The 23,217-nt window shown below is 45.4% G+C and carries 20 protein-coding genes; all 20 read left to right on the plus strand.

Annotation, left to right across the window (positions count from 1 at the left end):
* Nucleotides 1–16: 16 nt before the first annotated feature.
* Nucleotides 17–1,231, plus strand: coding sequence for an IscS subfamily cysteine desulfurase (locus Xinn_RS01920; protein WP_086956074.1), 1,215 nt, complete (start codon nt 17–19; stop codon nt 1,229–1,231).
* Between the two features lie 24 nt (nt 1,232–1,255).
* On the plus strand, nt 1,256–1,642 hold the full coding sequence (gene iscU / locus Xinn_RS01925; RefSeq protein ID WP_086956075.1) for a Fe-S cluster assembly scaffold IscU: 387 nt from the start codon (nt 1,256–1,258) through the stop codon (nt 1,640–1,642).
* 136 nt (nt 1,643–1,778) lie between these two features.
* Entirely contained in the window at nt 1,779–2,102 is a 324-nt protein-coding gene (gene iscA, locus Xinn_RS01930) for an iron-sulfur cluster assembly protein IscA (protein WP_086956076.1), read from the plus strand.
* Nucleotides 2,103–2,133: 31 nt separating this feature from the next.
* Nucleotides 2,134–2,655: a co-chaperone HscB gene (gene hscB, locus Xinn_RS01935; RefSeq protein ID WP_086956077.1), complete on the plus strand. Its 522-nt coding sequence runs from the start codon at nt 2,134–2,136 to the stop codon at nt 2,653–2,655.
* Between the two features lie 136 nt (nt 2,656–2,791).
* A complete protein-coding gene (gene hscA, locus Xinn_RS01940) occupies nt 2,792–4,639 on the plus strand; it encodes a Fe-S protein assembly chaperone HscA (protein ID WP_086956078.1) in 1,848 nt (615 codons plus the stop codon).
* A gap of 2 nt (nt 4,640–4,641) precedes the next feature.
* Entirely contained in the window at nt 4,642–4,977 is a 336-nt protein-coding gene (fdx, locus tag Xinn_RS01945; protein WP_086956079.1) for an ISC system 2Fe-2S type ferredoxin, read from the plus strand.
* Between the two features lie 27 nt (nt 4,978–5,004).
* On the plus strand, nt 5,005–5,199 hold the full coding sequence (gene iscX / locus Xinn_RS01950; protein ID WP_086956080.1) for a Fe-S cluster assembly protein IscX: 195 nt from the start codon (nt 5,005–5,007) through the stop codon (nt 5,197–5,199).
* A gap of 210 nt (nt 5,200–5,409) precedes the next feature.
* Nucleotides 5,410–6,738 carry an aminopeptidase PepB gene (gene pepB, locus Xinn_RS01955; RefSeq protein ID WP_086956081.1) on the plus strand — a complete coding sequence of 443 codons (1,329 nt, stop codon included), beginning with the start codon at nt 5,410–5,412 and terminating at the stop codon, nt 6,736–6,738.
* Nucleotides 6,739–6,758: 20 nt separating this feature from the next.
* The gene (locus Xinn_RS01960) at nt 6,759–7,199 is read left to right on the plus strand and encodes a GNAT family N-acetyltransferase (protein WP_086956082.1); all 441 of its coding nucleotides are present in this window, start codon (nt 6,759–6,761) and stop codon (nt 7,197–7,199) included.
* Nucleotides 7,200–7,326: 127 nt separating this feature from the next.
* A complete protein-coding gene (locus Xinn_RS01965; RefSeq protein WP_086956083.1) occupies nt 7,327–7,755 on the plus strand; it encodes an enhanced serine sensitivity protein SseB C-terminal domain-containing protein in 429 nt (142 codons plus the stop codon).
* A gap of 72 nt (nt 7,756–7,827) precedes the next feature.
* A complete protein-coding gene (locus Xinn_RS01970) occupies nt 7,828–12,873 on the plus strand; it encodes an alpha-2-macroglobulin family protein (protein ID WP_422645985.1) in 5,046 nt (1,681 codons plus the stop codon).
* Nucleotides 12,874–12,953: 80 nt separating this feature from the next.
* Nucleotides 12,954–15,275 carry a peptidoglycan glycosyltransferase PbpC gene (gene pbpC, locus Xinn_RS01975; protein WP_086956085.1) on the plus strand — a complete coding sequence of 774 codons (2,322 nt, stop codon included), beginning with the start codon at nt 12,954–12,956 and terminating at the stop codon, nt 15,273–15,275.
* Nucleotides 15,276–15,458: 183 nt separating this feature from the next.
* Nucleotides 15,459–15,785, plus strand: coding sequence for a hypothetical protein (locus tag Xinn_RS22605; RefSeq protein ID WP_244590113.1), 327 nt, complete (start codon nt 15,459–15,461; stop codon nt 15,783–15,785).
* A 421-nt stretch (nt 15,786–16,206) separates the two neighbouring features.
* Nucleotides 16,207–16,635: a nucleoside-diphosphate kinase gene (ndk, locus tag Xinn_RS01985; RefSeq protein ID WP_086956086.1), complete on the plus strand. Its 429-nt coding sequence runs from the start codon at nt 16,207–16,209 to the stop codon at nt 16,633–16,635.
* 322 nt (nt 16,636–16,957) lie between these two features.
* Nucleotides 16,958–18,136, plus strand: coding sequence for a dual-specificity RNA methyltransferase RlmN (gene rlmN / locus Xinn_RS01990; RefSeq protein WP_086956087.1), 1,179 nt, complete (start codon nt 16,958–16,960; stop codon nt 18,134–18,136).
* Between the two features lie 71 nt (nt 18,137–18,207).
* Nucleotides 18,208–18,675, plus strand: coding sequence for a fimbrial assembly protein (locus Xinn_RS01995; protein WP_244590114.1), 468 nt, complete (start codon nt 18,208–18,210; stop codon nt 18,673–18,675).
* A 134-nt stretch (nt 18,676–18,809) separates the two neighbouring features.
* Nucleotides 18,810–19,877 carry a cytoskeleton protein RodZ gene (gene rodZ / locus Xinn_RS02000; protein ID WP_086956088.1) on the plus strand — a complete coding sequence of 356 codons (1,068 nt, stop codon included), beginning with the start codon at nt 18,810–18,812 and terminating at the stop codon, nt 19,875–19,877.
* Nucleotides 19,878–20,057: 180 nt separating this feature from the next.
* Entirely contained in the window at nt 20,058–21,179 is a 1,122-nt protein-coding gene (ispG, locus tag Xinn_RS02005) for a flavodoxin-dependent (E)-4-hydroxy-3-methylbut-2-enyl-diphosphate synthase (RefSeq protein ID WP_086956089.1), read from the plus strand.
* Nucleotides 21,180–21,295: 116 nt separating this feature from the next.
* Nucleotides 21,296–22,573 (plus strand): histidine--tRNA ligase, encoded by a 1,278-nt coding sequence (hisS, locus tag Xinn_RS02010; RefSeq protein WP_086956090.1) that lies wholly within the window; start codon nt 21,296–21,298, stop codon nt 22,571–22,573.
* A gap of 11 nt (nt 22,574–22,584) precedes the next feature.
* A complete protein-coding gene (locus Xinn_RS02015) occupies nt 22,585–23,205 on the plus strand; it encodes a YfgM family protein (RefSeq protein ID WP_086956091.1) in 621 nt (206 codons plus the stop codon).
* Nucleotides 23,206–23,217: the final 12 nt, after the last annotated feature.

Below are 23,217 nucleotides of genomic sequence, written 5' to 3' on the forward strand. Positions count from 1 at the left end.
ACGGAGCATGTGAGCAATGAAATTACCCATTTATTTGGACTATTCAGCGACAACCCCGGTTGATAACCGTGTTGCTGAAAAGATGATGAATTATCTGACTATGGACGGGGTTTTCGGTAACCCTGCTTCCCGTTCACACCGTTTTGGCTGGCAGGCTGAAGAAGCGGTTGATATTGCGCGTAACCAGATTGCTGACCTGATCGGTGCTGACCCGCGTGAAATCGTCTTTACTTCAGGTGCAACAGAATCAGATAACCTCGGTATTAAAGGTGCAGCGAAATTCTATCAGAAAAAAGGCAAGCACATTATTACCAGTAAAACTGAACACAAAGCTGTTTTAGATACTTGTCGTCAGTTGGAGCGTGAAGGTTTTGAAGTGACTTACCTTGCACCAATGAGCAACGGTATGCTCGATCTGAAAGAGCTGGAAGCCACAATGCGTGACGATACGATTCTGGTTTCTATCATGCACGTCAACAACGAAATTGGTATTGTTCAGGACATTGTGACCATCGGTGATATGTGTCGCAGCCGCGGCATCATTTTCCATGTTGATGCCACTCAGAGTGTCGGGAAACTGCCGATTGACCTCAGCAAACTGAAAGTCGATCTGATGTCTTTCTCTGCTCATAAATTATATGGCCCGATGGGTATTGGCGGTTTGTATGTTCGCCGCAAACCTCGTATCCGTATTGAAGCACAGCAGCACGGTGGCGGCCATGAGCGTGGTATGCGTTCCGGTACACTGCCTGTTCACCAGATTGTCGGCATGGGCGAAGCCTACCGCATTGCAAAAGAAGAACTGCAAGCCGAGTCAGAACGTCTGCGTGCTTTACGTCTGCGTTTATGGAACGGTATCAAAGATATTGAAGAAGTTTACCTGAATGGTGATTTGGAACTGGGTGCACCACACATTCTGAATGTCAGCTTCAACTACGTTGAAGGTGAGTCATTGATGATGTCACTGAAAGACTTAGCGGTTTCTTCCGGTTCAGCATGTACTTCTGCGAGCCTTGAGCCTTCCTATGTTCTGCGCGCACTGGGTATGAATGATGAGCTGGCACACAGTTCTATTCGTTTCTCTTTGGGGCGTTTTACCACAGAAGAAGAAATAGACTATGCAATCAAGTTGATTCATAACGCGATTGGCCACCTGCGCGATCTTTCTCCACTGTGGGAAATGTTCAAGCAAGGCGTGGATCTCAGCACCATCGAATGGTCTCATCATTAATCAGACAGTTTCAGGAGTAACGACATGGCTTACAGCGAAAAAGTAATTGATCACTATGAAAATCCACGCAATGTAGGGTCATTTGATAGCGAAGATCCTTCAGTGGGTAGCGGAATGGTTGGTGCGCCAGCTTGTGGTGACGTCATGAGACTGCAAATTAAAGTCAGTGATGACGGCATTATCGAAGATGCACGTTTTAAAACTTATGGCTGCGGTTCGGCGATTGCATCCAGTTCTCTGGTAACAGAATGGATGAAAGGAAAATCACTGGATCAGGCTGAAGCAATCAAAAACACTGAGATTGCTGATGAACTGGAGTTACCGCCAGTGAAAATTCACTGTTCTATTCTGGCAGAAGATGCAATTAAAGCTGCAATTGCAGATTATAAGAACAAGCGTCAGGCCAAGTAATTCTTCTAAATGCACCCTACGGGTGAAATATAATTCTGGTGGATATTGTTTCAATATCCACCTTTACTGATTTTGAAGATGACCGCTTCAAAAGTCATCATCTTCAAGATTAATAGTTTTAAAAGTGAGGTGTTGTATGTCAATTTCCCTGACAGAAAGTGCAGCCCAGCGTGTTTTGGCTTTCCTTGATAATCGTGGAAAAGGTGTTGGTCTGCGTCTGGGAGTGAGAACTTCCGGCTGTTCTGGTATGGCATATGTACTTGAATTTGCTGATACAGTTAATGATGAAGATCAGGTTTTTGAAGATAAGGGCGTGAAAGTTATCGTTGATGGTAAAAGCATTGTTTACCTTGATGGAACTGAGTTGGATTTTATCAAAGAAGGTCTGAACGAAGGCTTTAAATTCAACAACCCCAATGTTTCCGGCGAATGCGGCTGTGGGGAAAGTTTTAACGTTTAACCCCCGTATTTTGCGAAACCAAGAGTAACTTATGGACTACTTTACTTTATTCGGGTTGCCTGCGCGTTATGCAATAGATCGCCAACAATTGGCGACCCGCTATCAGGAGTTACAGCGTCAGTTTCATCCTGATCGTTTTGCCACTCAGCCAGAGCGTGAGAAAACGCTGGCACTTCAACAGGCTGCAACCATCAATGATGGTTATCAAACTCTGAAACACCCCCTGAAACGTGCAGAATATATGCTGTCTCAGCAAGGGTTTAACTTATCCAGTGAACAGCACACAATGCAGGATACGGCTTTCCTGATGCAGCAGTTAGAGTTGCGTGAAGAGCTGGATAGCATTGAACAGAGTGCAGAGCCGGATGCTGCATTAGCTGGTTTTTCATCTCGCCTGAATAAAATGATTAAAACTCGCAGTGAGCAGATGGAACAACAGCTGGATGCAGAGCAATGGTCAATTGCCGCCGATACTGTCCGTAAGTTACGCTTTCTGGATAAATTGCAACAGCAGGTCGAGCAGCTGGAAGAGCGGTTGCTGGATGACTTTTAGCTGCATCGCGTTTTAGTGAACAATGCGTGGCTGATTTAATATATCCGGTAAATTTCAAGTTATATCGATATTTATATCGATGCCAGCAGAGCGGCCGCTTGAAAGACGGATATAGTGGTTTTTTATAGGGGCACACATGGCTTTATTACAAATCAGTGAACCGGGTTTATCTGCCGCACCTCACCAGCGCCGTCTGGCTGCGGGGATTGATCTGGGCACAACACACTCTCTGGTTGCGACAGTCCGCAGCGGTCAGGCTGAAACCTTAGCAGATAGTGAAAACCGTCACTTGCTTCCTTCGGTTGTACAGTACTGTAAAGATGAAATTCAGATTGGCTGGCAGGCACGTCAACAGGCGGCTTTTGATCCTGTCAATACAATAAGTTCCGTCAAACGTATGATGGGGCGCTCTCTGGCTGACATTCAGCAGCGTTATCCGAATCTCCCTTATCAGTTTCAGGCCAGTGAAAATGGGCTACCGTTAATCAATACTGCGGCAGGTTTGGTAGACCCTATTCAGGTTTCTTCTGACATACTGAAATCGTTGGCTCAACGGGCAGAAAAAACACTGGATGGCAAACTTGATGGCGTTGTTATCACCGTTCCGGCTTATTTTGATGATGCTCAGCGTCAGGGAACGAAAGATGCTGCCCGTTTAGCCGGCTTACATGTTCTGCGTCTGCTGAATGAACCGACTGCGGCTGCGATTGCCTACGGGCTTGATTCTGGTCAGGAAGGTGTTATTGCCGTTTATGATCTGGGGGGCGGAACATTTGACGTTTCTATTCTGCGCCTGAGCCGTGGTGTTTTTGAAGTGCTTGCAACGGGCGGTGATACTGCGCTGGGTGGTGATGACTTTGATCATCTGCTGGCAGACTGGGTTCGTCAGCAGGCCGGAATTACCGATACCGACCACGGGTTGCAGCGTCAATTATTGGATATTGCTACACAAACCAAAATTGCGCTGAGTGATGCAGAGTCAGTAACGATTAATTTTGCTGGTTGGCAGGGCAATATTACCCGCAACGAATTCAATGAATTAATTAGAACACTGGTTAAACGTACTTTACTGGCTTGTCGTCGTGCATTGAAAGATGCCGGAGTGACTGCGGATGAAGTATTACAGGTTGTGATGGTGGGTGGTTCGACAAGAGTGCCGCTTGTCCGCAGCATGGTAGGTGAATTCTTTGATCGAGAACCGTTGACATCTATTGATCCAGATAAAGTTGTTGCGGTCGGCGCAGCAATACAGGCGGATATTCTGGCTGGTAATAAGCCTGACAGCGAAATGCTGCTGCTGGATGTTATCCCGCTGTCATTGGGCCTTGAAACTATGGGTGGTCTGGTTGAGAAGGTTATCCCGCGCAATACCACGATTCCAGTCGCAAGAGCACAGGAATTTACGACGTTCAAAGACGGACAGAGCGCAATGAGCATCCATGTTGTTCAGGGGGAACGTGAGTTGGTGGCAGACTGTCGCTCTCTGGCACGTTTCACGCTGCGGGGAATTCCGCCTTTACCGGCCGGTGGTGCGCATATCCGTGTGACTTTTCAGGTTGATGCTGATGGTTTGCTGAGTGTCAGCGCCCTGGAGAAATCGACGGGTGTTGAAGCCTCTATTCAGGTGAAACCTTCCTATGGTCTGTCTGATGAGGAAATCGCCCGAATGATCAAAGACTCAATGAGTAATGCGCAGGAAGATATTCAGGCGCGTAAATTGGCTGAACAAAAAGTAGAAGCAGCCCGAGTGCTGGAAAGTTTAACCGGTGCACTGGAAAAAGATGCTGATTTACTCAGTCAGGAAGAACATGCTGCAATTGATGCTGCCGTACAAGTATTAATTGAAAGTGCTCAGGGAACATCGCCTGAAGCCATTGAAAGTGCAATTAAACAATTGGACAAGCAAACGCAGGAATTTGCTGCGCGTCGCATGGACACATCGATCCGCCGGGCTTTGGCGGGCCATTCTGTGGATGAAATTTAATTATGCCTAAAATTGTATTTTTACCTCATAACGAACTTTGCCCTGAAGGTGCAGTATTGGACGCGAAAGAAGGCGAATCAATTCTGGATGTCGCACTGCGAAACGGTATTGAAATTGAACATGCCTGTGAAAAATCCTGCGCGTGTACCACTTGTCATTGTATCGTCAGAGAAGGCTTTGACTCATTAGAGGAAAGCGCTGAACTGGAAGATGACATGCTGGACAAAGCGTGGGGTCTGGAGCCGGAAAGCCGGTTGAGTTGTCAGGCTAAAGTTGCTGATGAGGATTTGGTTGTTGAAATTCCTAAATACACGATCAACCATGCGCGTGAGCACTGATCTGAGAACTAAACAGGAGCACAAAAAATGAAATGGTCTGACAGCCGCGAGATTGGCGAAGCACTCTATGATAAGTTCCCGGATTTAGATCCTAAGACAGTACGTTTCACCGACCTGCATCAATGGATTTGCGAATTGGATGATTTTGATGATAGTCCAGAAAAATCCAACGAAAAAATATTAGAAGCCATTTTACTGGTTTGGTTAGACGAGTTTGAGTGACAGAGATAAATTTCATAACTCACAAGTTACGCAAGCAACATAAGTTATGAAAATAGTGCGAAAAGCAGTGCAAACTCACCAAATTTTGTCCAGTCACTTGGCATAGTCTGTATTTAATGAAAAACTGGCATCCGCCAGTTTTTTTACATTTAGAATCCTAATATTGATGACCTTAATACAGTAAAAACAGAATAAGAAGAGAGGAAGAAAATGACAAAGCACGCTATACCGGCGCAAATCATGCCGATAACTCTGTCTTATGAGCCAGCTAAAGCATGCTGGGGTGAGAATGCGCTAATTAGCTCGGGTGATCAGGGAATGACGATCCACATGTCAGACAATAAATCGTCTGACATAAACAGTAAACTGGCGTTGATCCAACGAGCCGGACGTAAAATTAACGGGCAAGGTATCCACAATGTTGCTTTGGCTGGTGAAGGCTGGGATCTGGAAAATAGCTGGGCATTCTGGCTGGGATTCCGGGCACCAAAAGGGCAGCGTACGATTGAATGGCCTCAACTGAATAACGAAGAAAAACAGGAACTGGAACACCGGATCAAATTTATCGACTGGGCGCGTGATACCATCAATCTGCCCGCCGAAGAATTGGGGCCAGAGCAGCTTGCCCAACGTGTTATTGATTTACTTAACAATGTGGCGGCGGATGCGATCAGTTACCGCATCATAAAAGGTGATGCCTTATATGAGCATGGCTATGCTGGTGTTCATACTGTCGGCCGTGGCTCTTCCCGCGTTCCTGTCTTTCTGGAACTGGATTTCAATCCGACAACAAATAAAAATGAACCCGTATTTTCCTGCTTAGTCGGAAAAGGGATTACCTTCGATTCAGGCGGCTATAGCCTGAAACTATCCAACTCAATGGGAGCCATGAAATCTGATATGGGTGGTTCGGCAACCCTGTCAGGTGCGTTGGCACTGGCGATAAGCCGTGGCCTGAAACAGCGTGTAAAACTGTTCCTGTGCATTGCTGATAATATGGTCAGCGGTAATGCATTCAAACTGGGCGATATCATTCGCTATCGTAATGGCAAAACTGTTGAAGTGATGAATACTGATGCAGAAGGGCGTCTGGTACTGGCTGACGGTCTGATTGACGCCAGTGCAGAAAATGCCTCTTTGCTTATTGATGCAGCGACATTGACCGGTGCTGCGAAAGTTGCAGTCGGTAACGATTACCATTCTGTTCTGAGTTTTGATGATCAACTGGCAGCAGATTTGTTGGCGGCAGCAGATGAGGAGCATGAACAGTTCTGGCGTCTGCCACTGGCTGAATTCCACCGTAATCAATTGCCATCCAGCTTTGCTGAACTGAATAACATCGCTGCACCTTCTCATACAGCAGGCGCAAGTACTGCCGCTGCTTTCCTGTCTCACTTTGTCGAGAACTATAAAAAAGGCTGGGTACATATCGACTGTTCAGCAACCTATCGCTCATCTGCGGGTGAACAGTGGTCAGCGGGTGCAACAGGTTGTGGTGTACGCACCATCGCTAACTTACTGCTGACAAAAGCCAAATAAGTGATAAGAAGGAAAGTTTAATGAATCAGGACATTGTGTTGCCCGACTTTAAGATCACGGATTCTGACGAAGATGACCCCTATGCGCGTGAACGGGTCAGTGAATTACTCAATGAATGGAATATCATGCAGACTGGTGAACAGGGTAACCAGCCGCTGGATATTTATATCAAGGATAAAGATGGTGAAGTGATTGGCGGTTTGGTCGGGCGAACGTCACTTGGCATGCTTTTCATCAACTACCTTTATCTCCCTGATGAACTCAGAAATGAGGGATTGGGAAGTGTGTTACTCAGAAAAGCTGAAGAAAAAGCCCGCCAGCGCGGTTGCCATGCTGTGACGTTGTACACGATGTCCATTCAGGCACCTGAGTTTTACCTGAAACAAGGGTACACTGCTTTTGGTGAAGTGGCTTGTAAGCCATCGGGAAATGCCAGAATATTCATGTATAAGATGTTGTGATATCTGGATATTTCTGACTTCTTATTTTCTAGCCTCCCTGATGGGGAGGCTATGATTTAGCTACTTTAATTGCTTGTAACTCAGCTTTTAACTTCTGTATCAATATCTATACTGTCCGGAGATTTTCATGAGTTCGTCAAACGAAGCCATTGCCACTGAAATTGAGGTTCCGAGTGGAAGTCGTATTACTCTCAGCCAACCCGAAGAAAAACCGACCCTGCTTATCGAAACTCTGACTAATTTATTTAAGCAGCATAAACCGGTACGCCGTGCTTTTTTGGTTATGGCACACGATAAAGAACAGGATGAAAAGCCCAATCTGTTAATTGGTCTGGAACTCAGTGGGGAAGTGGCAGAAAGTGACATGAATATGCTGATCCAGACTGCTGGTGAGTTAGCTTGTGAACATCTGAACGAAGATGAATCAGTGGATTTTTGCCTGCTTGATGAACAAGATGGCGGGATAAGCCACTACCTGATTCAACATACTCAGCCTTTCTATCAACGGAAATTGGGTAGTTGGCTGAGGGATACTATTCCTGTACTCAATCAATAAACATGAATCTTTACTGACACAGGGATAGTGTGATGAATGAGTGCCAGCCGATGAACAATAAGGATTATGGTTATGTATCAACCTCAACTGAGGCAATGGGCAACAAGGAAAAAACGTACAATCTCGGTAATGGTTGTCACTTTGTTTGCATTCTTTGCACTAGGTATTTTATCCGGATGCGATCAATCGCAGGATAATGAAAACAGTATAAAACCGGAAACTTCAACAATTCCGGCAACATCAGAAACAGCCGATACCGCCGGTCGCGGATCTCACTCTTCAGCACCTCAACCCTCGTCTTCTCAGTTACTGGAAGAGCGCTATACGGGTAAAGATGTCACCATTTTAGATGCCTCAGAAGTACAGTTGGATGGCGCCAGTGCAATGGTGGTGACATTCTCTGTTCCGCTGAAAGCAGATCAGAATTTTGCTCAGGCAGTTCATTTAGTTGATGTTAAATCCGGCAAATTAGATGGTGCATGGGAGCTGTCGGATAACCAAATGGAGCTGAGACTTCGTCATTTACCTCCTGATCGTGAATTAAGATTAACGGTTGATGAAGGTTTACAGGGTATCAACGGGCGCAGTCTGGCCAATGCTTATGAGAAAAAACTCCAGACTGCCTCGGTTAAACCGGCTGTTGGTTTTGCCAGCAAAGGCGTTCTTTTACCAAGTAAGCTGGCAGAAGGTTTACCTGTTCTGGCACTGAATGTTAATCGGATCGATGTTAATTTTTTCCGTATAAAAGAAGCAGCATTACCAATGGTTATTGCTCATGGGGACTACCTCAGAGGTATAGAACCCTGGGATTCTGAGCAATTACTGAAAAATGCTGATTTGGTTTACACCGGGCGCTTTGACTTAAACCCGACACCGAATACCCGCGAAAAACTGTTATTGCCATTACAGGGTATTGAAGAACTGCAAAAGAGTGGTGCTTATCTGGCGGTGATGCAGCAGGCCGGAAAATATACTTACAGCAATCCTGCGATGCTGTTTACTCGGAGTGATATTGGTATTTCAATGCACCGCTATCTGAATCAGACAGATGTTTTTGCTCAGTCACTGGAACAGGGTTCCGGCCTGAAAGATGTTGAGATTCGTATACTGGATATTAACGGCCAGCTTCTGTCAAAAAAAATGACTGATAGCAATGGTCATGCCACGCTGGAGAAAAATCCGAAAGCAGCATTATTGCTGGCGATGCAGGATGAACAAGTCAGTATGATTGATTTATCATCACCTGCGCTGGATTTATCTGAGTTTGATATTGGTGGTGAGCAAGGCTATAGCAGGCAGTTTTTTGTATTTGGCCCAAGGGATCTTTATCGTCCGGGAGAAACGCTGATCGTTAATGGCTTACTGCGTGATGCGGATGGTCGTCTGCTGAAACCCCAGCCGGTAAAAGTTGAGGTATTAGACGCTGATTATCAGGTTGTGCGCAGTTTTGTCTGGCAGCCAGAAAATGGGTTGTATCAATACCGTTACGCAATTCCACAGGCAGCCGGAACAGGAATGTGGTCACTGCGTTTTGATTTGGGTGATAACACACCGCGTTATTACAAATTCAACGTTGAAGACTTTATGCCTGAACGTATGGCTCTGGAGATTAAAGGAAACTCTGACAGCCGACCAATACTGAAAAATGAAAATGTGAATTTTGCTATCACGGGACGCTATCTGTATGGTGCTCCGGCGGCTGAAAATCGCCTGCAAGGCCAGTTACTTATGCGTCCGGTTCGTGAAGCAGTCGCAACGCTATCAGGCTATGAATTTGGTTCCTCTGAAGAAACGAAATTGAGCAGAGATCTGGATGAGTTCGATTTAGTCCTGAATAAAGAAGGAAAAACGGACATTTCTGTTAATGATGAAAACTGGAAGCATGTTTCCTCTCCGATAAAAATCATCATGCAGGCCAGTCTGCTTGAGTCAGGCGGGCGTCCGGTAACACGCCGAGCTGAACAGGTTATCTGGCCTGCGGAAAAACTGGTGGGTATACGCCCGCTGTTCAGTAAAAAATCTAATTACAACTATTACACTCATCGTGATGAAAGCCGCTATAGCGTTGATCAAGATTCTCTGGCGGAGTTTGAGGTTGTTTATGCGGATGCCGAAGGTAAAAAATACGCCACGAATGATTTGAGAGCACGTTTAATTTATGAACGCCGTGATTATTACTGGCGCTGGTCTGGCAGTGGCGGCTGGGATTCTGGCTATGACCAGAAAGATCTCGTTATGGCTGATGAAGCGGTGCAAATTACGGAAAATGGCACAGCAAAAATCAGTTTTCCGGTTGAATGGGGTTCTTATCGTATTGAAATCGTTGATCAGAAAAATCAGCTCGTTAGCAGCCTGAACTTCTGGGCGGGTTATTCATGGCAGGATAATACAGAAGGAACAGGGGCAGTCCGGCCGGATCAGGTCAAATTATCACTGGATAAACCCGCGTATAAACCGGGAGATAAAGTAAAACTACATATAGCAGCACCACAGGCTGGTAAAGGCTATTTATTACTGGAATCCAGCGATAGCCCGCTATGGTGGCAGGAAATTGATGTTCCGGCAAAAGGTCTGGATATTGATGTACCGATTAACCCATCATGGGCGCGCCATGACCTGTATCTGACTGCTGTTGTCGTGCGGCCGGGAGATAAAAGCCGTCAGGCAACATCAAAACGGGCGATTGGCGTCTTACATTTACCACTTATGGATGAAGGCCGTAAGCTGGAGCTGACATTGAGTGCTCCTGAAAAAGTACGCCCGAATCAGGATCTCCCTGTCAAAATTAAGGTAACATCGCAAAAAGGTAAAGAGTTGCCAAAACAGGTTAATGTACTGATTTCTGCTGTTGACTCGGGTGTCCTCAGTATTACTGATTTTAAAACACCTGACCCTTATACGGCGTTTTTCGGGCGTAAACGTTATAGCGTTGATCAGTATGATGTTTACGGGCATCTAATTGAAAGTGAAGGCCGAAAAGCAAATTTACGCTTCGGGGGGGATGTTGGTGAAAACACGTTCGAAAGAGGCGGTAAAAAACCGCTGACAGTAGTCAATATTCTGGCAGAACAGGCTAAAACCATCACCCTGAATGCGGATGGAGAAGGTGAGATAACGTTACCGATCCCTGATTTCAATGGTGAAGTCCGGTTAATGGCACAGGCATGGAGCGATGAGGAATTCGGCAATGGTGAACGTAAAGTCATTGTGGCCGCACCGGTTGTTACTCAGATGTCATTACCGCGTTTTATGGCTGGGGGAGATCACACTGAACTGGCATTAGATCTCACCAACTTAACTGAACAGCCACAAAAACTGGCCCTGAACTTTGGCACAACCGGGTTGATACAATTACAGGAGTCTGCGAATAAAACCATCACGCTGGAAACAGGGGAAAAAGCAACCATTCACATTCCGGTGAAAGCTGGCTATGGGTTTGGGCAAGGCGAAATTTTCCTGACACTCGATGGCCTGAAAGTATCCAACGAAATACAGCAATACAAAAACAGTTGGAAAATTGCTGTTCGTCCGGCATACCCTGCTGTCACCAGACAGTTTGCCAATATAATCCGACAAGGCGAAGAATGGCTGTTGCCGCCGGATGCGATTACAGGTCTGGCACCGGCAACACTGGAAGGCCAGCTTTTACTGACCAGCAGGCCACCACTCCAAATCGCACGTTATGTTCGTGAATTATATGCTTATCCGTACGGCTGTCTGGAACAGACAATCAGCGGGCTTTATCCGTCGCTCTATTCCAATGAAGCTGAACTGAAAAAACTGGGCATTCATACTCAAACTGATGAAAAACGCCGGGCAGCCATTGAAGCTGGTATCACGCACTTACTCAGTATGCAGCGCTATGATGGCAGTTTTTCTCTGTGGGATCGCAATGGTGACGAAGAGTATTGGTTAACCGCATATGCGGCAGACTTCCTATTCCGTGCCAATCAGCAGGGTTACAGCATTCCGGTTGATGCCCTGAAAGCAGCCAATGAACGGTTGCTGCGTTATTTACAGGATAAAAATATCATCAATGATCGCTACAGTGATTCGCACAATGCAACACAGTTTTCCACACGGGCTTACGCAGGATTGGTTTTAGCCAGCCAGCAGAAAGCGCCACTAAGTAGCCTGAGACAACTCTATGAGCAACGGGAACAGACTCGCAGTGGTCTCTCTCTGGTGCAATTAGGTATCGCATTAAAAATGATGGGAGATAATGATCGCGGAAACGAAGCCATTCACTTGGGTGTGTCTGAATCCCGCCAGTCTGGTTATGGGCTGGATGATTATGGCAGCACGATACGTGATGATGCATGGATTGTCTCTCTGCTGGCGGAAAATAAAATCTTGCCTAAGGAACGGGATGAAAAGCTGCTTAAGTTATCCAATGAAATCTCGTCCCAAAAATACTTTTCAACACAGGAAAGTAATGCGCTTTATCTGGCCGGACGTTATTTTATTGATGCCAGTGAACAACCGTGGCAAGCAGTTATTAGCCGACAAATACCACCGATTAACCGTGATAGTGCATTAAATAATACGTTGGATGCGAAACAGCTTCTGAATGGTGTTGAGATAAGCAATCGGGGAGATAATACCTTGTATTCACGGCTGAATGTGGTGGGTTATCCTCTGCAAAAACCAGAACCTTATTCAAATATTCTGAATATCAAGCGTACCTATCTTGATTTATCGGGTAAACCTTACTCTCCAGAGCGTCTGAGCAGTGGCGAACTACTTCTGGTAAAACTGGAAATCAGAGCTACTCAGTCTGTTTCAGATGCTCTGGTTGTCGATCTCCTGCCTGCCGGACTGGAGCTTGAAAACCAAAACCTGGCATACAGCAGTGCCAGCCTGAGTGAAAGTGCACCTAACTTGTCGGATATGGTTTACAAAATGCAGCAGGCGCATATTCGCCATATGGAATTCAGGGATGATCGTTTTGTTGCCGCAGTTTCTGTTCAACCCTACCAGCCAGTTACCCTGCTATATTTAGCCCGAGCTGTTGCACCGGGAATTTACCAGATCCCGCCTCCACAGGTTGAATCCATGTACGTACCTGACTGGCGCGCAGTGGGTGAAACAGGTGAAAAACTGGAAGTTGTCCGGTAATCGGGACTGATTTTCAATCATGATTTATGAACAGCCCTTATATCTGATGATAAGGGCTGTTTTTTTCGGATTCCGCTTTAATGAAAAGATTTTTCTACCGCATCGGTCTGATCACATCGACGATATTACTAACCTTGTTCGCCACCTTATGGCTGGCCGACAGAATCTGGCCTTTGCCATTAAAAAACGTCACCGCCGCACGGGTTGTGGTGGGGGCAGATGGTTCACCGTTATGGCGTTTTGCTGACAGTGAAGGGATCTGGCGTTATCCCGTTACGTTAGAACAAGTTTCTCCTGAGTATATTCAGGCACTGTTAACTTATGAAGATCGCTGGTTTTATCAACATCCGGGGGTGAACCCGCTCTCATTGTTACGGGCAGCATGGCAGGATATACGTGCCGGAAAAATCGTATCGGGAGGAAGCACGATTTCTATGCAGGTTGCCCGTTTGGTTGATCCTCACTCACGTACTTTTGGTGGGAAGTTCAAACAGCTTTGGCGGACTCTGCAATTAGAGTGGTATTACTCCAAAGATGAAATTCTGGAGATGTATCTGAATCGGGCACCATTTGGCAGTACATTGCAGGGCGTTGGTGCGGCAAGCTGGGCATATCTGGGTAAGCCACCGTCAGATTTGTCATCGGGTGAAGCGGCATTATTGGCAGTATTGCCACAGGCTCCGAGCCGTTTAAGGCCGGATCGTTACCCTGAGCTGGCTCAGGCCGCACGTGATAAAGTATTGCAGCGACTGGCGCAATATGGTGTCTGGTCAGCGGAAAAAGTGGCGGATATAGAGGAAGAAAATTTGTGGCTGGCTCCCCGTCAGGTTCCTCAGCTTGCTCCTCTGCTGGCAAGGAGAATGGCACACAATAACCAGCAGGAAATCATCCGAACAACGATTGATACAGGCTTACAGCGCCAACTGGAAGATATGGTGCTTAACTGGAAACATCAATTGCCGGAAAAAACATCAATGGGTGTGCTGGTGGTTGACCATACAGATATGACGGTGAAGGCTTATATTGGCTCGGCGGATTTTAAGGATAACAGCCGCTTTGGTCATGTTGATATGGTCAGTTCATGGCGATCCCCCGGTTCTACTTTAAAACCTTTTCTGTATGCAATGGCGCTGGATGATGGGCTGATCCACGCTGAATCTCTTTTACAGGATGTTCCCCGCCGTTTTGATAACTATCGACCGGGAAACTTTGACAGTGGGTTTAATGGCCCGGTTAGTGCCAGCGAGGCATTGACGCGCTCATTAAATTTGCCTGTGGTACAGCTTCTGGAAGCCTATGGCGCGAAACGGTTTACTGCTAATTTACGTAATGCAGGAATGGTGCTGCGCTTTCCTCTGGGAAGTGAGCCGAATCTGGCGCTGATTCTGGGAGGGACATCTGTTCGTATGGATCAATTAGTTGCTGTTTATAGCGCGTTTGCCCGTCAGGGCAAAGTTTCTCCGGTACGGTTTACAACAGAGCAGAACCTCAGGGACAGGCAGCTTTTCACAGCGGGAGCTGCCTGGATTGTCAGGCGGATCATGGCAGGAGAAAGCCGCCCGTTGCCGGATAATATTTTACCTGCCGAAGTACCGCTGGCATGGAAAACCGGCACCAGCTATGGCTATCGTGATGCATGGGCAATTGGCCTGAATGCTCGTTATACCATCGGTGTATGGGTCGGAAGGCCGGACGGAACACCGGTTGTGGGGCAATCCGGTTATGCTACTGCGATTCCTGTCATGAACCAGATTAATGGATTATTGATGGCTGGCCTGCACTATGGTTCGCAGCATATTCCTGTTGATCCGAGACCGGAGAGTGTCAGTCAGGCAGTTATCTGCTGGCCGGGCGGTACAGCATTCCGGGCAGAAGACAAGAACTGCCGTCAGCGACGTTTGAGCTGGATTCTGGACAATACGATCCCGCCGACACTGCCTTCTGTGGGGCAGGAATCAGTTTCAGGTATCAATGAAAAGATATGGGTAGATAAAAATGGTTTGCGTGTAGCCGCAGATTGCCCTGATGTCAGACCGGAAACAATCGCTCTGTGGCCAATTACGCTGGAAGCGTGGTTACCAGAGAAAGAGCGCCGTGCGAATCGTCTGCCTGCTATTAATCCTCAATGCCCGCCAATGAAAACAGATGAGGCACCATTATTGATCACAGGTATTCGGGAAGGAGATATTCTGACACGCTTGCCCGGTAAACGGACGTTAGATCTACGAATAGCAACACAGGGTGGTTATGGTCAGCAATGGTGGTTTTTGAATGGTGAGCAGATTACCGTGACTGAAAATAACCAGTCGTGGACTAAAACATTATCGCAGTCGGGAAAATACCAGATCAGTGTTTTGGATATGAGTGGGCAAATCAGCATAATCAATTTTGTATTAAAATGATTCAATTACGATTTGTGAGATGGACGAGCATTTTGCCATAAAAAGAAAACTCATCCGGTTTTTTGTTTTAAAGTAAATTTATTACTGTTTTAGACAGATCGCATTGATATTTTAATATGTTAAGTCAGTAAGTTGCAATTTATCTAATAGATGTATGTTAATTAAACCAGTGAGGAAATAAAGATGAAAGTTGTTTCATATGCGTTGTTACTGGGCTTATTTTATGTACCAATTTCTTTAGCAGACACACCGGCAGAAGGTGTTGACACTCAAATAGTAACTAAAGAAGTCATTAAGCAGGGAGCATTGAAAAAATGCACACATCTATTACCTGAAGGACACAAATATACTATTAGTATTATCGGCACTTCTGATAAGACAACTAAAGACAATAGTAAGCAGTTTACCGGGCAATTTGACGTGTCTGATGAAACCCAAAAACCATTGGATGAGAAAAGAAAAGAGCAGGTTAAGCCCTTTATAGAGTGTGTAAAAAACACGGTTTTGTAACTGATACTGCTTAAATAATGATATAAAACATTAAGTCAATGATCTTGATCAGAATGCCTATGCGGGAAATCATCGCCTGCATAGGCATTATTTTATAACATGAACCAATAAGACAGATCATATCGATAGAAAAGTAAGATATTTGAAATAGGGGTTATTACTGAAAATACGTTTGACCCGCAGTGTCTTTAATTGGTTTTTACTGTAAAAATGTGATTTATGCTAAAAAATTATCATTTTCGCTAAGAATGTTTTAATAAAATGTTGTGTTTTTTGTAGGCAAGCTGAAAGTCTCCTCCTATAATCAACGCCTATTTTTATTCCTGTCAGGAAAACAGGATAAATTCTGTCCTTCTGTTTTATCAGGGGGGAACAAAAAATTAAAATGAATCATCGCTGAAAGTGCCAAAGGGGTTATCCAATGACGATTGAACGTACTTTTTCCATTATTAAACCTAATGCTGTGAAGAAAGATGTGATCGGTTCCATCTATGCTCGTTTTGAAAGTGCCGGTTTTAAAATCATCGCCGCTAAAATGCTGCATTTAACTCGTGAACAGGCTGAAGGTTTTTATGCTGAGCACAAAGGCCGTCCTTTCTTTGATGGTCTGGTAGAGTTCATGACATCCGGCCCAATCATGGTACAGGTTCTGGAAGGTGAAAATGCAGTTCAGCGTCACCGTGATCTGATGGGTGCAACTAACCCGGACAACGCGCTGGCAGGTACTCTGCGAGCTGATTATGCAGACAGCTTTACTGAAAATGCGGTACATGGTTCAGATTCCATTGAATCTGCAAACCGTGAAATTGCTTACTTTTTCAGTGATGATGAAGTTTTCTCTCGTAGCTGATATTCAATAAGTTTCGAGCCACTTCAAAAAGACTGCCTGAAAGATGGCCGGGATGTGTAGTTCTCGTAGCATCTGAACAGTAAAGTTTGTACAATGTCGCGCCCCACTGATTTGATTTAGTGGGGCGTTTATTATTTCATTTCAATAGACAATTAACGCTGGATGTGTTTTCGCAAAAGGACACATTTATTGAGCTATGTTCATTGAATATGAAGTCTGTTTACTGAATCAGTAGCCACCGCATGAAAACTTAGTGCTGAAATGAAATCAGCACAGAGCCGAAAGTGTAACAACGAGGCGATGTAACAATATGTCCCAGACAATGTCCCAACTTAACTCAGCCGAACCATCTTCAACTTCTGTCACTTCTTTCACACCTGATAAGACAAGCGGCAAAATTAATCTGCTTGATCTTAACCGCAAACAAATGCGCCAGTTTTTCATTGAAATGGGGGAAAAACCGTTTCGTGCCGATCAGGTCATGAAATGGATGTACCACTATTGCTATGACGATTTTGAGCAAATGACTGACATCAATAAAGTGCTCAGATCAAAACTACAACAGGTTGCTGAAATCAGAGCACCCGAAGTTGCAGAAGAACAGCGTTCTTCGGATGGCACTATCAAGTGGGCAATTACTGTAGGAGATCAACAGGTTGAAACGGTTTATATTCCCGAAGATGACCGTGCGACGCTGTGTGTCTCATCTCAGGTTGGGTGTGCTTTAGAATGTAAGTTCTGTTCTACTGCCCAGCAGGGGTTTAACCGCAACCTGCGGGTTTCTGAAATTATTGGTCAGGTCTGGCGTGCGGCTAAAATTATTGGCTCGCTGAAATCCAGCGGTCGCCGCCCAATCACCAATGTGGTGATGATGGGGATGGGTGAGCCATTACTGAACCTGAACAATGTGGTGCCAGCCATGGAAATCATGATGGATGATTTTGGCTTTGGCCTGTCAAAACGGCGCGTAACCCTGTCAACATCCGGCGTAGTGCCTGCTCTGGATAAACTGGGCGATATGATCGACGTTGCACTGGCAATTTCCCTCCATGCTCCGACTGACGATATCCGTGATGAAATTGTACCGATTAACCGCAAGTACAATATTGAAGAGTTTCTGGCTGGTGTCCGTCGTTATCTGACGAAATCCAACGCTAATCAGGGGCGTGTCACAGTAGAGTACGTGATGCTTGATCATGTGAATGACAGCGTTGAGCAGGCTCACCAATTAGCCGAATGTCTGAAAGATACGCCAAGCAAAATCAACCTGATCCCTTGGAATCCGTTCCCCGGCGCACCGTACGGGCGCAGCTCCAACAGCCGGATTGACCGTTTTTCCAAAGTTCTGATGGGATATGGCTTTACCACTATTGTGCGTAAAACCAGAGGGGATGATATCGATGCAGCCTGTGGGCAATTAGCGGGTGATGTTATCGACAGAACAAAACGAACGATGAGAAAACGTTTAGCAGGTGAACCTATTCAGGTAAAAACAGTCTAATTTTTTGTCCAATTCCGGTAATTGGCTAAAAATCTGGTGAAGTTTGACATATCCTTATAAATGAAAATGATATGATACGGAAATCAATAATTTGGTCTATAGTTTGTCTTAGTCTGATGACAGGTTGTGCGGAATACTCCCAGAACCGGTCTCATCATGCTGTTGCAGTAGATACCCGATTACAGCTAGGGAAAGCATATCTGGCAGAACGGAATTTACCGGCTGCCAGATTTCATTTTCAGAAAATTCTATTAGCTGAACCTCGTCACTCACAAGCACATTTGGGAATGGCGTTACATGAACAATATGCAGATCAGCCTGAATCTGCCGACCGTCATTACAGAATGGCAATGCGGTATGGAGCAGGAGATGATACTGTAAGAGTTCATTATTATGCTTTTCTCTGTGAACAAAAACGGTACAAAGAAGCTAAAAATTTGGTTGCGGATCGCGTGATCACAGATAATTTGCTCACAGAGAGTTTAGCTATAAAAAGTAATACCGGCTCCTATTCCCGTTGTGGTGAATCATCGCAATAAGTAGGAGTTGTAAATGACTACCTGCGTTTGACGCAGGATGAAATGATTTCGCTACATAAGTTAACTAATTGTAATTGATGATTAATTAATTTGTGTGAATATTTTAACCTGAACAGTACCAGTGCCCTTAGATAATGAAGACTGAAACTTACCCAGAAGAAGCTAATCTGACAGCGGGTCAGATCTTGCGTCAGGCTCGTGAAAAACTTGAACTTTCTCAGCAGACTGTGGCAGATCGCTTGTGTCTTAAAGTGTCCACTGTTCGTGATATTGAAGAAGATAATGCTCCTGACAATATCGTACCAACATTCTTTCGCGGTTATATTCGTGCTTATGCGAAACTTGTTCAGGTGCCAGAGGCTGAGATTTTAGCCAAGTTAGATGCACAGATGCCACATAAGGCGCTAAAAACATCTCAGATGCAGAGTTTTTCTGCCCAAAAAATACGTAAAAAGCGTGATGGCTGGCTGATGAAATTCACATGGCTTGTCATTATTGTATTGCTGGGCATGACAGGCGTATGGTGGTGGCAGAATTATCAGGTTTCGCAAAAAGATCTGGTTTCAATGACTGAGCAGTCTGATGCTCAGGTACAAAAATCTGCCAATGAACAGTCTGATACCAATTCTGTCGCAATCAGCCCTTCCCTAAATGCGAAAGAGCAATCCGGTACAGCCAAAACAGAAAAAAATGCACTGCTGCCATTAAACAGTGCGACTACAGATAGTCAGGCACAATTACCTTCCGGTACGCCTGCTCCCTCACAAACTCAGACTAACTCAGTTTCAGTATCGGCTAGTCAGTCACCGGCAGCTTCCGGTAATACCACTTCTACAGGTATTACCTCAGTAAATCAGGGTACAGAGAACCCAGCAGCGCCAGCAACGAATACAGCGCCAGCAGATTCTGTGTCGCCAACGAATCCTCTCTCTACAAGTGCGAATCAGGCCAGTGCTGTGAATAGCAATGAGCTGGTATTTAACTTCAAAGGCAGATGCTGGCTGGAAGTTAGAGATAGCAAAGGTAAAGTACTGTTTAGTGGCACAAAATATAAGGGAAACAGCCTGAAAGTATCCGGCTCTTTACCTTATTCACTTAATGTTGGGGTTCCTTCCCAGGTTGAGATAGAGTTTCAGGGAAAACGTGTGAATATGGATGCGTTTATTAAGAAAGGCACCAATGCCAAACTGACACTGCCATAAGTGAATTTTGATTTTGACACGTTTATTGGGTACATACTTTGAGGCGAAGATTCTTTGAGACGAATGTCCTTTGAAACGAATATTGAACTGGGGTTCAGGTTCGCCTATATGTATTATTCACCACAGCATAGTTGTAATTTTTATAAATAAAATACAGGGATGTAGGGGAGTAATGTAAAAATGCATAATGAATCACCGATAAAAAGACGTAAATCCACACGTATCTATGTCGGTAATGTACCTATTGGGGATAACGCACCTATTGCGGTGCAGTCAATGACGAATACACGGACAACAGACGTTGAGGCGACCGTTAATCAGATCAAATCGCTGGAACGTGTAGGTGTTGATATTGTCCGTGTTTCGGTGCCAACCATGGATGCGGCGGAAGCCTTTAAACACATCAAACAACAAGTCAATGTTCCGCTGGTTGCCGATATCCACTTTGATTACCGTATTGCATTAAAAGTTGCCGAATATGGTGTTGATTGTCTGCGTATTAATCCCGGCAATATAGGTAATGAAGAGCGGATTCGTCAGGTTGTAGATTGTGCACGCCATCATAATATACCTATCCGTATTGGGGTTAATGGCGGCTCTTTGGAAAAAGATTTACAGGAAAAGTATGGCGAGCCGACACCGGAAGCATTGGTTGAATCAGCGATGCGCCATGTCGATATCCTTGACCGTCTTAACTTTGATCAGTTCAAAGTCAGTGTTAAAGCATCTGACGTGTTTCTCGCCGTAGGTGCCTATCGTTTGCTGGCTCAGAAAATTGATCAGCCTCTGCATTTAGGGATTACCGAAGCAGGGGGTGCCCGCGCAGGTGCGGTGAAATCCTCAATTGGTTTGGGCATGCTGTTATCCGAAGGGATCGGGGACACACTGCGTATCTCTCTGGCAGCCGATCCTGTGGAAGAAGTTAAAGTTGGCTTCGATATTCTGAAAGCACTGCGTATCCGTTCAAGGGGCATTAATTTTATTGCCTGCCCGACCTGCTCCCGTCAGGAATTTGATGTTATCGGTACAGTTAACGCGCTTGAACAACGTCTTGAAGATTTGATCACTCCGATGGATGTCTCCATCATCGGCTGCGTTGTCAATGGTCCCGGAGAAGCTGAAGTTTCCACATTGGGTGTGACCGGCGCGAAAACGAAAAGTGGTTTTTATGAAGATGGCGTCCGTCAGAAAGAGCGCCTCGATAATAATGATTTGATTGACCAGCTTGAAGCGAAAATCCGGGCCAAGGCCGTGATCCTTGATGCCAGTAAACGGATCAGCATCAATCAGCTTGAGAAGTAAAATTTAATACCGGCTCATGCTATTTGAGTCGGTATTATTTTGTTTGCTGATTGAACCCTGAGAATATTCGCTTTTATAATCGACTCTATTGTAAAAATATTAATAAGAGATAAAACATGGCAAAAAACATTTCGGCTATTCGTGGCATGAACGACTGCCTTCCTGCTGAAACAGCGATTTGGCAACGTGTTGAATCTACAATAAAACGTGTGCTGGCTGGTTATGGCTTCAGTGAAATCAGAACACCGATTGTAGAGCAGACCCCGTTATTCAAACGAGCTATCGGGGAAGTGACTGATGTGGTCGAAAAAGAGATGTACACCTTTAATGACCGCAACGGAGAAAGTCTGACCCTGCGCCCGGAAAACACAGCTGGCTGTGTTCGTGCCGGTATCGAACATGGTCTGCTGTACAATCAGGAACAGCGTTTATGGTACATTGGCCAGATGTTCCGTTATGAACGCCCACAAAAAGGTCGTTATCGCCAGTTTCATCAGTTAGGCGCTGAAGTGTTTGGTCTTCAGGGGCCTGATATTGATGCCGAAATGATCCTGATGACTGCGCGCTGGTGGCGGGAGTTGGGTATTTCTGATCATGTGACACTCGAGTTGAATTCCATCGGTTCTCTGGAAGCTCGTGCAAATTATCGTGATGCGCTGGTTGCTTTCCTTGAGCAGCATAAGGATAAACTGGACGAAGACTGTCTGCGCCGCATGTATACGAACCCACTGCGTGTTCTGGATTCCAAAAATCCTGATATTCAGGCACTGCTTAATGATGCTCCGGCTCTGTTTGATTATCTTGATGCAGAGTCAAAAGAACACTTTGACGGTCTGTGCCGAATTCTGGATGCAGCAGGTATTCAGTACCGTATCAACCAGCGTCTGGTGCGTGGTCTTGACTACTACAACCGCACAGTTTTCGAATGGGTCACTTCTGCATTGGGTGCTCAGGGTACAGTCTGCGCTGGTGGGCGTTATGATGGTCTGGTTGAACAACTGGGCGGGAAATCAACACCAGCAGTCGGCTTTGCAATGGGTATGGAACGAATGATCCTGCTGGTTCAGGAAGTGAATCCTGAATTTGTTGCCGATCTCACCGTCGCTGATGTTTACCTTTCTTCCTTTGGTGAAGGCAGCCAACAGGCCGCACTGATTCTGGCAGAGAAAATCCGTGATGAATTACCGGCGTTACGCCTGATGACCAATCACGGTGGTGGTAACTTTAAGAAACAATTGGGGCGTGCGGGTAAGCATGGTGCCAAAATTGCCCTGCTCTTAGGGGAAGATGAAATTAGTACAGGTAATGTCACTGTGAAAGACTTACGTAATGGTGAACAACAAACATTACCACAACAAACGATCGCAGCACGTTTGAGCGAACTGTTAGGCTAAGGAGAGACTCTGTGGAAGTCTATACCACTGAAACTGAACAAGTTGATGCAATAAAGCGTTTTTTCGTTAACAACGGTAAATATATTGCTGTTGGTTTAGTACTGGGGATTGGGGCAATTGTTGGCTGGCGCTACTGGCAATCTCATCAAACAAACCAGTTACAGGATACTGCAATAGCATTTGAACAAATGAACCAGTCATTAGCATCAGGTTCTAAAGAAGGTCTCTCTGCCGCAGAGAAATTCGCTAACGAAACGAATAATATCTACGGTGTGATGACCGATATGGAACTGGCAAAACAGGCTGCTGATAAGAATGATCTGGCTCAGGCAGAGAAATATTTGCTGACCGCTTCGGGTAAAGCTAAGGATAAGGATATGCAGGCCTTGTCTGATATTCGTCTGGCGCGGGTTCAATTAGCAGAAGGCAAAACTGATGCAGCATTAAAAACGCTGGAGCAGGTTAAAAGTAAAGGATGGCAGCTTGCAGTTGAGAGTATCCGGGGTGATATTCTGGCTAAGAAAGGGGATACAGCAGGTGCGCGTGAGGCATATTCCAGAGGGTTGGAATCTCAAGGGACTCAGGCTTTGAAAGAGATGATTCAAGTTAAACTAGATAATTTATCCAACTAAGGGAGCCAACTC

The sequence above is a fragment of the Xenorhabdus innexi genome, assembly GCF_002632485.1.
Taxonomy (GTDB): Bacteria; Pseudomonadota; Gammaproteobacteria; order Enterobacterales; family Enterobacteriaceae; genus Xenorhabdus; species Xenorhabdus innexi.